The following is a 16701-nucleotide window of genomic DNA, read 5'->3' on the forward strand; positions in this document are numbered from 1 at the left end:
GGTAATCCCTGTAATCCCCTTGTTTTGATCCATAGTCATATTACCATTAGCATCATAGGCATAGTCATCACCGGTTGTGTTTCCATCGATAAACCCTTTGGTTTTATCTCCTGCATCGGTAACTTTTAATAATGTATTGCCTATTTCGTTATGGCTATAATTGTAAGTGAGCAGATCAAAAGCGGAACCTTTACGTTTTAGAGATCTAATATTACCATTCTTATCATAAGATACTCCTGCCAAGCTATTAGCATCTGTATTTATCGCACTGGTAATTCGGTTAAGAGCATCATACCTATAATAGTACCAACGCAAGGTATTGTCATTAGCAGTTTTCCATAGGGTTTCGCTAATATTACCATTATATAAAGCAGTTGCTCCCAGGTTCTCTGTAGTGGTATTATAATTGATCTTAAAAGCAAAAAGTTTGTTGCCAAGAGCTATGTCGGGGTCGTTAATTTTGGTTAGCCAACCGCGTACATTATAGGTGTAATCAACCTCTTGTAATCCACCGCCTATCTCTTTGCTAACCAATTGCCCTAAATTATCGTAGGTATTACTAACCAAAGTTTCCGGAGCCTGATTGTTAATTTTCTGAGTTTGGGTCAACAACCTTCCAGCATGGTCATACGTATAAGTGTCTAATGTTGTTATAGCCGGATTAGCACCTTTGGTATGAGTGGTTTTGCTTTGTTTTATTTTGCCCGCAAAATCCAAATCGTTTTCTATGATATCTACAGTCTGTAAATATTCATTTTTAGAGATGATATATATAGCCCTTCCTTTATTATCATATCCTGTAATTGTAGTAATCCAGTCATTTGTATCTAAGACACGAACTTTACTTCCTGTAACCAAACCTCTTGTTTTAACAGGGGTACTGTTATCATGATTGATGATAGGTTCTCCAAAACCTGTAGTGGCCGGAAGACTCAGGGAAGCAGTATCAAAAGTATAATCATCATAATAATTGATGATATGCATTTTATAAATACCGCCTGTAGGATTGGCGTCTTTACCATAATAGATTTTTGTTCCTGCAACAGTAATAGAAGTCGTACTTTTGGTCTCATAGTTCGATCCTGTCCAGGCACTAGCCCTGTTTTGCAATACTTTTCGGGTACTACTGTTTATAGTAGTTCCTGTATAGGCCACCCTGCCAAAGGCATCATATTTGGTAAACAACCATTGATCCCAGGGTTTTCCCGTCCCCACTTTTCTTAAACTGGCACTCTGCGTTAATACAGGTTGATCCAATGTATTGTAGACCGTGTATTCAGGTTCTTTACCAGGAACTTTCTTTTCGATTAAACGGTTTCTTTTGTCATACTTATATTGATAACACAGCTCGGAAAGCTCAAGATCCGATACTCCATCTGCTACATTTACTTTGGGCGGGATCACATAGGTAAGATTGCCATAATCATCATATACATAATATGTATCATGGGCTACAGCAGATTCTGCAATACCATCATCATTGGTATCCATATCGGCATAAGTCCCTTTTAAGATTACCCTGCCTTGTTTATCGGTATACTCTTTTGTAGTATGATTATTCCCCGATGCAGCAGTCCAATTCTCATCTTTGGTAATGGTTACATCTAGTTGATTGGCTGGATAATACCCGTTTTTTGTAAGACTAGGAACTTCTGTATTACTTGGATTGGCAAAGCTTACGGTAAAATATATCACTTGGTTATCCGCATTGGTGCCCCAATCAAACTTGACGGTGTGATCTGTATCACTACCATGATCTACTTTCCAGGCTTTTCCTGGTGCACCTTGTTCTGTTACCCTATTTAAAGGGGAAGGTTCAAAAACACTTTCTGAGTAAGCATTCACATCCTTAAGATCAGTAATCCCACCAAAATCACCCTGATAAGTATTTAGATAGTAAGAACTGATCTGGTTATCGACATCGATGGTCTGGTAAACCCCTGTTCTGGGGGTACTATGCTCAAAAGGTAGATACTGTTTGTTTTGCCTTCCTAAATCATCATAATCTATATGGGTTATGATATCATTTTTTGCAGGAGATTGGTCAATTCCTATTTGCTGTATTGGCCTGCCTAATCCATCAAAATAAGTAATCTCTTGCAAAGTTGCATTATCTTCTGTGAAAAACACTGCTGGATTTGTTCTTTCTTCCTGATAATTACGTGTGTAAACATAATTGAAATCAGAACTGGTTCTACAGTCATTATCCGGAGAGTTGATCTGTGGACATTGATCTGCATTATTGGTTACATAATCCGTTGGTTGCCCATCACAGGTTTGAATAGTTTTGCCAGGATCTCCCAAACCATCATGATCTCCATCATAATAATAGGTTGTAGTGGTTATCGAATATGATATTTGAGCAGATTGATTACCCCAACATTTGGTAGTGTTATTGTACCCTCTTAGATAGTATACATTACCGGTTGTACGGGTAATGGAAGCATTAGAATTAGCCGTACTTGTACCAGAATTACTACTTTGCCAATACCAGGTAATCCCATTGGGAGGTGTAGCTCTGGTCAATACCGTATTCCCGCAATTATTGGTTGTCCCTGGCATTGATGGTTTCGATGGTTTTGGAGCCTCATCGATACTGCCATCACAATCATTGTCCAATCCATCACATAGCTCTACAGCCCCAGGATATACTTTATTGTTATTATCGTTACAGTCTGTATTGTTACTTACATAATTTGCAGGTTGTGGGGTAATGATTACAGAGTCATTAGGATCTCCATGATTATCATTGTCGTTATCATGATACCACGGTCTGGCATCGGGATGTTTTACCTGTGTGATGGAAAATCCGAGATCATAAGGTTCGCCTCCATAACTATATCTTATAAATGCAGATCTTTGCACACTGTTATTGGCAGAACATGTAATGGTTATTTTATTTCTATTGGTTTGACGTATACGTGCCCATGAGGGAACATTGACAAACCTGAGTCCTTCTTCGCAATTGGTTCCTCTATAGGTTAAAACCGTTACTTGTGATCCCCCGGAATGTGAAAAATTGGCAGAAGGAGGGGAGAAATCTGTAATACTGCACTGTTGTGCAATAGCATGTGTCTGCGTTAGTATCATAACCAATACTAACAACGAAGGTATATATTTTATTAATTTTTTCATCTTAAAGTATTAGTTGTTTTTGTAGTTATACTTATAATCTGTAACCAACTTATTCTCTGAATCCCTAACCTCTTTTAAGCGGTTAAAACCGTCATATTTATAATACATGGTGTATCCTTTAGAGTCGGTTATACTGGTGATTCCAACCAGAGGATCATAGGTATAGGTCGATACCATAGTATTGGGTAAAACTATCCTTAGATTATCTAATGCCTGACGTAATGCGCCTTCATTACCTTCATAATTTTTAGTTCTGTCATTATCGGCATTAGATTTTGTTTTTAGATCTGCTACATATGAGGCTACTTCTGTATAGGTTGCATTCTCAATCTTAGCGATTGGATACATATCCTGATACCCCCAGATATACACTATAGGAGTGCCATCGGTTTTTAAAACTTGTAGAGGATTTCCAGTAGTATCATACGTGCGATATTCAATACGATCTTGTAATAGATTAACAATACTGTATTTTCCTTTTAACGTCTGTACAAATTCAGGAAGAACCAGAGTACCGCCCCAATCTTTATAATTTGTGCGTTGGGTGTTTTTTGACAACACAGTACCTTGTGAATTTGTAACTATCGTTTCTATTTGTACAGGTTCTGCTATTCTATGTTGACCAACAGGGTTACTTCCTGTTTTTGGCTGTAACGCTTTAATAGCATTAAACTCACTGGCAGTTAAATTATCATTTTCTAAAGAAGTTACAGTAGCTACATCCTGAGGATATATTATTTTAGAAATCGTTTTTTTATGATCACTTGTTATTGTTTCAGCTCTGGTAAGTTGCAGGTGATTTACATTATCATAGAAAAAGTTTCTTTCTGTTTCTGTTAACACTTCTTGATTAGTACCGTATTTTATTTCTTTGGTTTTCTCTAACCTGTTCCACATCGTATTGGTGGGAATGTGATAGGCCGTCAGCTCATATACATCGCCAACAAGCGGATTAGCAACCTGATCAAAATCCCTTATTCTTAATGGTGAAGTTAGTATTCCCCATACGGGTTGCATTGCACTACTCTTATCTGAATAGGTATTAATGACTTCTTTTCTTTTATAATATGTTGTGTTTTCTTCATTTCTTATGAAATCTATCTGACTAAGCATATTCCCATTGCCAATATTAGAAGCCCCGGAAATTCCGGATATCCATAAATCATCTTCGATGTGTGGGCTAAACTTATCTTCTATATTATCAAAAACATAGGTGGTTTTTCCTTTGTTTTTCTGCTGATCATAATAAATATCAACCTCAGAATACCCTACATAACTTCCCTGGGCGCTAGTTGCCAGATCTCCTATACTATTCCCAAAGACCAAAATGAGATTATCTGCAATCTGGTTTCCATCTTTTAAACAACGCATCCCTTTAGAAAAGATATACGGTGACATTAATTTTCCTTTTCTGTAGTCAAATTCTCTATGGAGCTTTGGAGTACCATTATCATTATAATGTTTTATGGTTTTGACCCGTAGACCAGCACCTTGTTCTGTATTAACAATGCTTTCTATTTCATCGGTCTTTTCTTTCCAATTGATAGAGGCCTGAACTCTGGCATGAAAAAACTCATCCGAGGCAACGGGGTTTACTAACTCAAACTTATAGGTTCCCGGATGTAATTTAATATAATCATCAACCTCATATTCATTATCTTCTCCTGCATTATTGGCCGAGCTTCCTTTATAATTGATTACAATGTCTTGTGATAGGTTGGCACCGGAAACTCTTAGGTATGGTAAATAGTTTTCAGGATAATACCTGCAATCTTCATAACTGCAAATTAATGCCCCTCTGACCCTTATCAGGGATTCTTTATTGACAACAAATTCATTTGCTGCTGCATTACTATAGCCGGTAAGATTTATATTATTAGACCTTGGGGGTTTATATGCCCGAACATTTCTGTTGATTTTAACATAGTTTACAATGGGTGTAATAGGCCACTGGTGTAATTCATAATCGAATTCGGTATATCCCTTTGTAGGGTAAATAATTTTTTGCAACATACCAGCTTTAGCAAAATCAATATCTGGTTTTCTGTTTGCTCCGGCAATAGTTTTAGGAACAGAAACTCCGTGACTATTAGAGTAACTGATCTCTATTTCCGGAAGAAACGTGGTATTGGGTTTTCCATTAAAATATCCCCAGTGATCAATCGAAAAAGAAGTTTTTGAAGGGAGAGGAGTAGTATTGTAAACAAATTCGTATTTACGATTCTGCTCATTTCCATTTTTCTCAACAATCCCGGTTAGTTTTAACCTCTTATTGGCATAGGTATTCAAGTCATAATTAATATGCGATTGAACTTTATTAGCATAGCCACTGGCATTACCCGAGGTAACAAAATAGCTGTCATTTAATAGCTCAAAATCTTTTATAATGGTTCTATTACTTCCTATGGTTGCATACACTTTTATTTGCGAAAGCCTTTGTGTATTGTATTTATCTTCCCTGTTTTTAGAAGTATCTCTAATGAACTCAACCTCCCCTCCATTGAATACGATTTTTTGTAAATAGGATCTGGTACTACTGTTCAAGTTGATGATAGGGTCATTAAAACTGTCAGAATAATTATCACATGCCGGGATAGACGTTTGGGTATAGGTATATGCTTTTTTCTCTGTATATGAAGGGATATCAGGAAAATATACCACAGCCCCGGTATCATACACAAAATCAATACTCCTGTTTTTTGGAGACGTAATCTTGGTTAACCACCATTCATTAACAGAGCTTGTGTTTTCATTATAAAAAGATCCTTTTGAAGAAAAGGTATAGGTATTTCCCAATTCATCAGTAACAACAAAAGATCCTTGTGTGTATTTAATTTGTTTTGCAGTATGCTCTATAAAACGGATATTTGAGTTTCTATCGAATACAAATTTCCCTGAAAACCCTGGAAATGAGATGTAATACAAATCAGAAATCCAATCTTTACTATTACTACTGCCAAGTAAATAATCAAAATATTCTTTCTTTTCTCCGTTTTTAAAAAGAGGATATTTAAAGTTATTCGATGCGGTTGCGAACTCTCCAACAACTCTATCTACATAGGTAGGAGGATATCCGTGTGGGTTTCCTCCATTAGAAGGATCAGTTGGCGGATCTGGAAGGGAAGCATTCGTATAATAGCCTCCACCTTTAAAATCATCTTCTCCTCTAATCTTTCTGGTAATGACACCTCCGGCCTGTAATGACCATCCGAGACCTATCCAACTGGATTCTTCGTTTACTTTGATCCCTGATGCATGATAACTAAGCCCTATCGGGATGTTTAAGTCCCCGGATCCTATAGTATACAAAGGAATTGAAACATTAGGTGTTCCTGTATAATCAGATACCGGATGATCGATATACTTTATCAAAGCACTCGATTCTGGAGTGTTGGGAGAATAATCTGGTAAAATCTCTTCCTGTCCAAATGTGTAATTCCCTATTAAAAATAAGGAAAGGAAAATGATATGTTTTTTCATATAATGTAAGTATTTGTATGATTGACTGATTCAATTTTTTAAATAAAAAACTACATAAGACAGTAGTTTAGACCTCTTAAAGGCATCTTTTATGATCGTCTTAAACTATACAGAATTACTGGTAGGGTAGTTTAATGTATTGACAATGGTTTTTACAGTAGTTGAATTCACTACAAAGGCGATTTTTGTTTTCATATGTATATTATTTAATGTATTCCTGATGCAATATTAAAGTTTGTCAGTTTCATTTTTCGGGACTGAGATTTTTTTTCTGTTAATTTTATGTGAAAAATTTATAGAATAAGATCTGATTGGATCTTCTTTGATGTAGATGTACTCAAAAATGACGAACTGCTATTTGATAAACAAGATGTTAAAATAGATGAAAATGAAACTGGTTTATTTCTGCATAGTTGACCTGGTTGTTGCAAGGATTGCGTAGAAACAAATCAGGAGACTTGTATACAGGTTTGGCTCAACGAATCAATGGGATGACATAATAAGGGTCATTTTTGCCTAGTTCTTGTAACACTTTTGGGAACAAATTTTCACAGGTATATTCACTTACATGCTTTTCAAAAAGCTTTGAACCTAGTGCTTTAATCTCTTCCAAAGAATAGCCTAACATATCGCAACCTATTTGAGAGACATAGATCTATATTTGATTTCGGCATAGTTGACTTGGCCGTTACAGGGGTTACGTAGAAACAAATCAGGACACCTGCGTACAGATTTAGCCGTTGAGTCGTTGTTGTCTCTTATTTTCTTCGAGAATCCTGGGTACAGGTTTTCTAAACCAAACCTCGTGACTTCATAGCCTTCAATGGTCAATAACTCTTGTACTAAGCTTTCAGCAATTCTGCCTTTCGTGAGCTGAAATGCAAACAAATATTCTGAAGGTTGGTTTCGGGAATATCTTTTCCAGTGGTAAGATATTCCGTTGCGGCTTCATTAACTTGTTTTATTTCTTACTCCGTTTGTTTAATTAAAGTCCGATTGCACGCGCGTGCAATCTTGCCCTTTGGCGAAAACGGGGGAGGTAAACGGAAAGAAAAATCGACAAGATGGTGCGGCTCGCAGGGCTTCAGACCGAGAACACGGTCTTGTCTATTTATCTTGAAGTGCGCCAGGGGAAGTCGCCCCTTAGCATCAAACAACAACTAGCCTTATTTGCACAATTTACTTGGTGATCGTTACCCGAATGGGACGAAACCCATCTTTGGGGTTCGGTGAGCTTGCCATTTCCAATGGCTAGTGAATAGAGAATGGTCGGTGTCCTTACACCGATGTGCCCCCTACCATCTATCCAAACACATCCCATCTTGCTATAAATGCATATCACCTAAGAGAATAACAATGACACGCCACACAATGAATATGTCCGAATTACCGATCATGAAACAATGCTGCGCAACCTGCCCTTTCAAACAGAATACAGATGGGCATTGGCAGAACACAGAACTCGCCAATAGTGTCCTATCCAGAACCCTATTCCAAGCACAGCAGATATGTCACGGCACCGAAGGAGATAGCAGAGAACCCAAAAACCGATGCAAGGGCGCATACGATGAAACATTCACTATCTATCCCCACCAAGTTACCCACAGGTCAGTATCATCGCACCTAGAATCAGGTTAAGTAAGGGGTCGGCAAGAAGAAAAATCTTTTGTATATTTAACGCACCTTACCCCATACTATAATCCAATATTCACCTAATTATTACTGTATGGATAGCATTCTAGAATTTTTTCAATCTGAATTTGGACTATCTGAACGTCAACTAATTTTATATGCATTTCCCATTATTATAACCATTCTAGCTTCTTGGTATTTTGCACCCAAAAAACCAAAACTTGTATCGGAACCCAAAGAACCATCTGATGAGGAAGAGAAAATATCTAAACCGCTACCAGAATCAATTGAGTTTGGAACTACACTTCTTTTAACACCTAGTTTGAAAGAATTAGGAGTACCAAAACCATTTAATATAATGGGATCTATTCAATGTCACGTAGAAAGAGGGCAATGGATTGAGAAGAATGATCTACTCCTGACCTATACGTTTAATTACTATGATGGTAAACCATTACCTAATTGGCTTACTATTTTAGAGAAGACAATTGTCCATACTGTGGAATTGCGATCTCCTGTATATGGTTTTGTTGTTGATCTAAGAGCAGCATATTCCAGAGGTGCTGGGTCATTCAATAAACCTTCTTATTCGGCAGTTTCAAGTCGAACATATTGTGCTGATTTACTTCCTACAATCCTTTTACCAAAGAATGAACCCGCTTGGGATGATTACTTTCTACGCTGGGAGTTCTTACAACGGGTTTTTAATTCAATCAGGGATAATTGGAAACAAAACATATATAATCCTGGAGCGGGTAGTTATACCAAAATGACATTCCAACAAGCAGTTAAAGAAGGGTTGGTCTCACTCCCTAGTGATGATAAATATGGAAATGAAATCCACAGCCCATTTGATGTTAAGGACATGGATAAAGCCATCGATTGGATACAATTAGGTACGGATAAACTAAGTACACTCGATAATATCCGTTGGAAAACGATGGATTATAAAAATTATCTCTCATCTACAATATATAGACACACTTCGGGCAAAAGCCTAGATGGCTATATCGAAAAATATCGTAACAGCGATATAATACTTAGACACAAGTTGGAGCATCTTATTCATCAGTCATCATTCAAATCAGAACAATCCAAATAAAGATGGGTAGCTTTGGATTGGTAAGAGAAAAATTCTTTTGTATATTTAGCCATACCCCCCCCCTTTAACATTCACACATATTTATATTATGGATCAAATCATTGAGCTTTTTCAATCCAAAACATTCTTGTACGTATTTCCTATCATTTTAGGAATCATAGCTTCTTGGTACATTTCCAAGTATTTTGCATTCAGAAAACCATCCCAATTACAACTTGCTATGAAATCGAAGCAGACTGATTTTGGAAATAACCATTCGCTCACCAAAAAAAATACGATCAAAACAGTAGGAAATGATGTTTTCGGTAGTTGGGAGATTCACTCTAATGGAACAATCATAGACACAGCACATAATCTAAGTTGGATTCAAGCCCCTTGGGGGACGGAGTGGAATGGAGAAGAATTTATCGGTGAGCCTTTGGCTATGACTTGGCGTGATGCAAGTGACCTATTTGGAGCCTCCGATTATGTAGGGATCTATTCCAAGATCAGACCTGCCGACCTCGCTAATACGCCCAACGAGGGTACCTATAGCAAAGGACGTTGCACAGTGAATTTTGCCGGAAAAGATGACTGGCGACTTCCTACCGCTTTTGAACTAGCTACTTTATTGATGGATGTTCCCGATTGTAGTGACTGGGATAAAGAGAAACGACTCAAGCAAGAGGCGGTACAAATCAGGAAACAATTATTCCCTGGTCTGGAATATGCGCCAGAAAAATTTACTGTATGGACTGCAAACACAGCCAGTGTTGGCTGTGCTTGGGTATTCTCTCAACTGAAAACATTCGATGATCTCAATATCGGTCTAAAATATACCGTGTTATTCGTAAGAAACACAAGGTAAAATAACCGACATCCAAACCTGATGGATAACTCAGCACTACGACTCTTGAAGGGTCTCCGAGCCAAGTTACCCACAGGTCAGTATCATCACACCTAGAGTCAGGCTCAGTAAGGGGTTGGCAAGAAGAAAAAGAGGTGTGCGATCACCTGTACCAAATAGCGGTATCCTATCAGCGGCATAATTCTGTAAACTTCGTATATTTAGCCTACTTACCCCACTCAAACATCACGGAATATTCACCATAAACCATCACGCTTATGAAGACTGATGAAGGGTTACAATATTTTCTAAGTAATGAAACCATTACTGATCATGAATATGCGGAATTGGTAAAGCACTATTTTCAAGCAGATAAAACTGATTGGTATCAACAAAACGGCACAGAGAAACAATGGGATGAGCTAAAGGTGAAGCAATTCTGGCACCTAATCAGAAAACACCATATGCACTTCTGCAAGAAAAGGAAAGTATACTACTTCAGAAAGTTTGTTTTTCCCGCTTTTGAAACCACTACAAACCCTTACAATTATGATGATATAATACTAAACGGGGATTTTTGGGAAGAAGATAAAGAAAGAGTTTTTTGTTATGGGGTGGATTTTCAAGGAGCTATATTCCTGTCAAATGTGATGCTTTCAGAGATTATTTTTCAAAAATATGTAAATTTGAGCCATACCATTTTTTCGGAGGAAGCACATTTCAAAATGTGCGTATTTACCCAAGATGTATTGATGGAAAGAGCTTCATTTAAGGCGAACGTAAATTTTGCAAGCTCTCAATTCAAAGGACAATTTTTGGCATATGAATCAGAGTTCCTCCAAAATGTATTTTTTCGGGGTGCTAAATTTGAAGATTTATTAGATATAGATAATGTCTTATTCTCTCATGTAGCACTTTTCCAAAGGGCAGAATTTAATAAAACGATAGTCAGGAACCTTATGAACAAGCCTGAATTGGATTTCAGAAATGCCGTATTACCCGCTTCATTGATATTCCGAAGAGTCAATCTTACTAATACGATATTCACACAATCTGATGTCGCGGAAGTTCAATTTAAGGAATGTGATTGGGGTGAAGCATCCAGAATCGTTCTAAGGGATGAACAACAAGAGGATAAAACCATAGGACATTATGCAGGACTCGAAGAAATCTATCGCCAGCTTAAAAAGAACTTCGACGGTAACAAGGATTGGGAATTATCTGGCAAAGCCTATGTCAGTGAAATGGAAATGCGTAAGAAAAGACTCTGGAAACAAGGTGATTATTTTCATTGGCTCATATATGCTTTTTATGATGTCTTTGGTGGCTATACCCAAAACCTTAAAAAGCCTATATTTTGGCTTTTTAGATTAATAGTCGTTTTCTCTTGTATCTATTATCCAATTGATCAAAGTGTTCAATGGGCTATACAAAGAGGCATCTACGGTGCATTACCTAAACTGATTACCATTGATATACCAGAAGAATTACAATTTAGCGGCTACTGGCTTATAGCATTAAACATAGAAACCATACTGGGTAGCACATTCCTAGTATTCTTTATTCTGGCTCTGCGCAAACGATTCAAACAGTAAGGTGGTCTAGTACCCTCTACGATATTTTATGAGTGGATCAATTTTTATTTCCCTGAAGATATTTGATACTTCATTTTGTTGACCTTGTGAGGCGTTAAGAAGATTATTGAAAAACTGATATTCCACAGACAACCCCTTAATTGCTTTCTTATAGGACTTTTTATTAGCACTACTTAGTGGGTTGTTTGTTGGCTGATCTAACATTTTCGTAAAATTATCTTCTGGATTATTATCCTCAAACCCTAAAAAATTGAAAATATCACTGGGCTGTATATCAAAACCTTCAATGAGACTGTTGGTAATAAGAAAGGTTCTTGTGTATTTATAAGCACGCTGAGCCAACTGTTTTTTCTCATTTTCATATGCTGCTTTAGTATAAACAAAATGGAATGTCGCTTCTTTCGATAAACCTTTTCGGGGATAGACAACGATCTTGGTTGGTGGCATCGTGATTGTATCGGTTTTTTCTCCATCTCTTATGACTCCGATAAACGGTATGGTAGAGAGGTTCTGTATGTTGAGTTTTTTCTTATTCTTTGGGAGTATTTGGAGAAAATCAGTTACATTTTGTGCCGGAATTAAACCACTAAATAAAATACAAAAAACAAAGGGTAAGATGAGATTTTTCCTCATAACGATGATAATTGAATGTGAAACAAAACAGTATGAGGTAATCATTATAAAGATAGTGTTTCAATCAAATGATCATAGACATTAGCACGTTAAGATTTTGTTAACTAATATCTGATAACCTGATAGTTGTGTGTAATTCAAAGGTGAAATAATGCTAGATGACGAGATAAAAAAACAAGCTTCGGAGCTAGTTTCTTGGAAAGACAAAGAATCTGAAATTGATAAACATGCACGCAAATTAGCTGATGCAATGTTTACTTCAAGCGATGAAGAGTTTGAGGTAATGTTAGATAAGTCTCTGAATACACTCTTTCACAATGGGGAGGAGCGGACGGCCTCAATGGTTCCATTTGATTTTTCAGATGTTGAAGCGAAACAAGATTGGCAAGAACAATGGGAGGACGCTTATGCAAAAGAACTAGAACGCAGAGAAGGTACATTGGAAGAAAATGAGCGTAAATATGAATCTGCACTATTACAAACTTCCATTGATCAGGACGGTCAAGTAAGAGAACGTATCGTATTGTACACTAAAAAGTTTGTAGATGGAGAAATGCACATAAATATGACTGCGCTTAAGTACGATACATTACCTCCAGATGTGCAAAAAGCATTTGGGGAAAAAGATCAAGTAGTCGATCAATGGATAAAAACAGATCTCGATACCGCTAAATTGCACGATACATTCGTGGACTATGCGAAAGACAATGAAGGCTATGATACATGGGAAGAATACCGCGATGCGAAAGGCTTCGGCAAGCAAGAAGTTAGCGTCGAAAATATCAAAGAAGTAAACACAAACGACAAGCCACGCGAAACACCTGCTGTAGAAGTTGATGGTCAAGAATTAAGTCATCGTAAATAAAGACGGTATACTTAGATGTTATCGAAAATCTGGATAGATTAAATAAGGTGTTTTACCTCTTTCTTTTAAGTGTTTTATACCAGTTATTTTGGGGGATTTTCCTACTCATATTTGGGTGATGTCACTCTTGTATAATCTCTAATTAATGTAGAACTTGATAGGAATAATTATTTAATCAAAAACATTTATTCGATATGAGATTACACAAATCACATATACATGGTAATTCTGTAGCACTAGAATATCCACGTGCGGATCAGGCAACCGGAAAAAGGGGGGCTTATTATAGAAGTCGTTATAGTTCTCAGGATAATGTTCCCTTATCAGGTGACACAACCGTTGCTTGTCTTCGTTTAAGATGGGGATCACGTTTTATTTTTTATGACTCGGGGAGTAAAAATAAACCAAAAAGTGGATCTGTTTGGTGTCATTATGCTATCCCAACACCGGTTATAGAAGAAGGAAGTCGTGCTCGAATAAGACGTGTGGAAATCAACTATGAATCTACTATGATATCGGAAATTAGTGTTGGAGCAGTAGAGGTTTGGGATGGTAATCGACTTATTCATGAAGAAACCAATCCTGGCAGATCAGGTGTTGGTATTAATGGAGGCATTACCGGATCAACTAGAGATTTTCGCAATGTGCCAGAAGAAGAAAATGTGTTGATAATAGACGATATACCAGATCAATTCATTTTTTTTGGGCTAAGTGTTTCTATCAAGATTGAGGCAAATAATGCAAAAGACGATTATTTAGAAATCAGAAGTGTAGGAGCTGATTTTGCAATTGATGTTTAATAATATAAAAAAAGGCGAGCTGACACATCAACTCGCCTTTCTCAATTCACTCACTCACTCATTAAATTGCATAATGGCAGGACAATATTCTTGTCTCAATTGCTCACGCTTCTCATCACCCAAAGGTTCTTCTTTGGCAAAATAACTCGTCATTTCAAATACCAACTCCGATTTCTTCAGCTTATCAAAATATGGTCCTTTCGATGCTTCCGTATCATCTGCTATCTCTAGTAATTGCCCTTTGTTATGTAGACTTAAAAACTCTACATCTGGCTTCTAATAATTGCGTGTTGATACTTCCAAATCACGACCTGTTTTATTAAATAAACTGTCTTTGGGTTCTTCTCTCTCAAAGGCTTCCTGTCCGAAGCTCAGTGCAATTAATTCCAGTGGGGAAATATGCCCCCTCACCTCATTATCAATAAATCCTTCTGCAGAGGCAGATGGATTTATCTCGATAGATTCCCCTCCATTAAAAAAATTATACCAAATAAACCCATATCAATTCATATGGTTTCAGCCCTCTATTTACGCATTTTTGTGGCATAATCTGTGAGTTGAATTTACTATAAAACCACGATATTATGAAGCAGATAATCACAAAAGAATGGTTCGGGATTGTGGCACTGACCATTATCCTAATTCCACAAGTGGCCCATACGGTTTATGTCTTTTCAGAAAACAGCCAGTACGATAACCCTTGGTTCGCTTGGTTCTATGCAGTGGGTGTGGATTTAGCGATATTAATATTTACCGTGAAGGGATGGAAGAAAACCGCTTTCATATACTTGCTTGGAACCATAGCCCATAATGTGGTGTATCAGTTCTATCCGACGAGCATCTATAGTTCGATATTGATTGCGATTATGTTATCAGGCACGATATTCTCATTCAGCCATTTATTCTATGCAGACAAGCCAGTAAATGAGTTTCTGGCAGAAAAGCTGGATATATTTTCGCAGCTTCAGGAGCATCATATTGATATGGAGCTAAAGCCCTATCGTTGTCCTGAATGTCATAAATCATTTGCAAATACCAAGCAACTTAACGGGCATATCAGCGGACATAAACAGACAGGCAATTGGCATGAAGACCAATATGGTGATTGGGAAAGAGAGAATACGAAAAGAGGTGATTTGTTGCGACAATTGAATATATCGTACACAAATCACCTCAGTGCTTAAATTATTGTGCAAGTTCTGCTATCTGATTGTGATAGATGATCCCGTTTTTAATGACTCGTTTTCGCCATTCCGCATCATAGACACTAACCGCTTCAGGTAACATCTTTAGAAACTCTACAGGACACTTATCTTCTACCGATCCCATACTATTATCCATCTCCTTATAGAAAATATTATCCTCTATAATATCCACTAATACAGTTAATATGAAATTGTCTCCGTCTGGATCTTTCATGACCAAATAGATCACATTACGCTCGGTTAAGTGCGTTGCCTTGTCGTACCAGAATTTCAAGATGTGATATCCATCTCGGTTAAATTCTTTGTGGCAGAATTCCAATGCTTGTTCTGCCGTCCAGTTTAAGTGTCTTGCTTTATTGTAAGCGAATGATGTCCATCCCATAATGTCTGATTTTAAGAGTGAGTATTTGATTGTGTGTAATTTTCTATGTTGCCGTACATCTTTATATCGGCTCGATATTTCTCATTTTTGACCCAATCGACGATATGTGTAGGTATCAGAACCAAGCCCGATACAATCATTTTATCAAATCGCTCTAAGCCTTTTTCATGGATTTCAATCACTGTATTTTTGGAGCAATGCCGACGTTCCCAGTGCAGTCGATGTAAAGGTCGATTTGCAGGTATGAATCCTTCACTAGCCGCGTAGCCTATTTTGGCACAACACCTAATGGCATTGTCCCATTTATAGGTTTCGATATTCCAGTCGCAACCTGATATATCGTAGATCGTGGTTTCTTTATACCAGCCTATTAAAGCCAGTTTATCAATCTCTTTATGCTTTGGTGCAATGCTATTTTTAAATGTTTTCATGATGTAAGTGTTAATAGATTATTGATTAATTCAAACTGCTTTCCGCATTCGCAAGTACCACGGTACTTCTTGCTACTGATGAATATTTTCACAAGGATCATTTCGTTCCCACAGTCACAGGTGGTAAATGCATTATTATACATATAGATCACTTCTCTATGATTGGCTGCTTTCATCATCTCTTGAGGGTATTGTTCCTGCATTCAGGAGTTCGGTAAATTTTGCTAGCCCTTTGTCGTGAATTTCTTCCACGGCGTTTTCTGTAGCCCGTCTTTTTTCTTGGTATAGACGGATTAATGGATCTTCAAACATCATAAAGCTGAAGGACTCAAAGCCATCACTTGTTTTTAATTTTCCGGCTTGTGCGGTACAACTAATCTTTCCTGAACTCATCTTCAATGTGGAGATGTTCCAATCATAACCAAGAATGTTTTTCACGATCGTTTTGGCTTTCCAACCATATCCTTTCGTGTTTTTGATGGTTGTGCTGTACTTTGGATTTTCTTGATTTGTACTCATAATTCTAAAAATTTAATGGTGAATAATGCTGTTTATTTGCCATTCACCCGTAAGGGCCTGTCTTCAATAAGCAATGACGTAGGAAATTGTGTTTGG

Annotated in this window: 12 protein-coding genes; 6 read left to right on the forward strand and 6 right to left on the reverse strand. The window is 37.3% G+C overall.

Annotated elements, in window-relative coordinates:
- Together Z054_RS29460 and Z054_RS0126730 are read right to left on the reverse strand one after the other, a co-directional pair.
- On the reverse strand, positions 1 to 3135 hold a 3135-nt coding region (locus Z054_RS29460), incomplete at its 3' end, for a DUF6443 domain-containing protein (RefSeq protein WP_035093751.1).
- Between the two features lie 9 nt (positions 3136 to 3144).
- Positions 3145 to 6615, reverse strand: a complete 3471-nt coding sequence (locus Z054_RS0126730) for a hypothetical protein (protein WP_024773051.1) — start codon at positions 6613 to 6615, stop codon at positions 3145 to 3147.
- A gap of 1726 nt (positions 6616 to 8341) precedes the next feature.
- Between Z054_RS0126730 and Z054_RS0126740 the strand changes: the two genes are divergently transcribed.
- From Z054_RS0126740 to Z054_RS0126750, 3 genes are all read left to right on the forward strand, one after another.
- Positions 8342 to 9349: a hypothetical protein gene (locus Z054_RS0126740; protein WP_024773052.1), complete on the forward strand. Its 1008-nt coding sequence runs from the start codon at positions 8342 to 8344 to the stop codon at positions 9347 to 9349.
- 88 nt (positions 9350 to 9437) lie between these two features.
- Entirely contained in the window at positions 9438 to 10196 is a 759-nt protein-coding gene (locus tag Z054_RS0126745) for a DUF1566 domain-containing protein (RefSeq protein ID WP_024773053.1), read from the forward strand.
- 257 nt (positions 10197 to 10453) lie between these two features.
- Positions 10454 to 11770 carry a pentapeptide repeat-containing protein gene (locus tag Z054_RS0126750; RefSeq protein ID WP_024773054.1) on the forward strand — a complete coding sequence of 439 codons (1317 nt, stop codon included), beginning with the start codon at positions 10454 to 10456 and terminating at the stop codon, positions 11768 to 11770.
- A 6-nt stretch (positions 11771 to 11776) separates the two neighbouring features.
- On the opposite strand, the gene Z054_RS0126755 is transcribed toward Z054_RS0126750, so the two are convergent.
- Entirely contained in the window at positions 11777 to 12403 is a 627-nt protein-coding gene (locus Z054_RS0126755; RefSeq protein ID WP_024773055.1) for a hypothetical protein, read from the reverse strand.
- A 151-nt stretch (positions 12404 to 12554) separates the two neighbouring features.
- On the opposite strand from Z054_RS0126755, the gene Z054_RS0126760 reads away from it, so the two are divergent.
- From Z054_RS0126760 to Z054_RS0126775, 3 genes are all read left to right on the forward strand, one after another.
- A complete protein-coding gene (locus tag Z054_RS0126760) occupies positions 12555 to 13268 on the forward strand; it encodes a hypothetical protein (protein ID WP_024773056.1) in 714 nt (237 codons plus the stop codon).
- Between the two features lie 194 nt (positions 13269 to 13462).
- Positions 13463 to 14068, forward strand: coding sequence for a hypothetical protein (locus Z054_RS0126765; RefSeq protein ID WP_024773057.1), 606 nt, complete (start codon positions 13463 to 13465; stop codon positions 14066 to 14068).
- A 584-nt stretch (positions 14069 to 14652) separates the two neighbouring features.
- Positions 14653 to 15252, forward strand: a complete 600-nt coding sequence (locus tag Z054_RS0126775) for a C2H2-type zinc finger protein (RefSeq protein WP_024773058.1) — start codon at positions 14653 to 14655, stop codon at positions 15250 to 15252.
- Between the two features lies 1 nt (position 15253).
- Here Z054_RS0126775 and Z054_RS0126780 read toward each other — a convergent pair whose 3' ends face one another.
- The 3 genes from Z054_RS0126780 to Z054_RS0126790 all read right to left on the reverse strand — a co-directional run bounded on the left by Z054_RS0126780 (position 15254) and on the right by Z054_RS0126790 (position 16605).
- Positions 15254 to 15592 carry a hypothetical protein gene (locus tag Z054_RS0126780; RefSeq protein WP_152538695.1) on the reverse strand — a complete coding sequence of 113 codons (339 nt, stop codon included), beginning with the start codon at positions 15590 to 15592 and terminating at the stop codon, positions 15254 to 15256.
- 74 nt (positions 15593 to 15666) lie between these two features.
- Entirely contained in the window at positions 15667 to 16086 is a 420-nt protein-coding gene (locus Z054_RS0126785) for a hypothetical protein (RefSeq protein ID WP_024773060.1), read from the reverse strand.
- A 156-nt stretch (positions 16087 to 16242) separates the two neighbouring features.
- Positions 16243 to 16605, reverse strand: a complete 363-nt coding sequence (locus tag Z054_RS0126790; RefSeq protein ID WP_024773061.1) for a hypothetical protein — start codon at positions 16603 to 16605, stop codon at positions 16243 to 16245.
- Positions 16606 to 16701 lie beyond the last annotated feature (96 nt).

It is taken from the genome of Aquimarina macrocephali JAMB N27, from assembly GCF_000520995.1.
GTDB lineage: Bacteria > Bacteroidota > Bacteroidia > Flavobacteriales > Flavobacteriaceae > Aquimarina > Aquimarina macrocephali.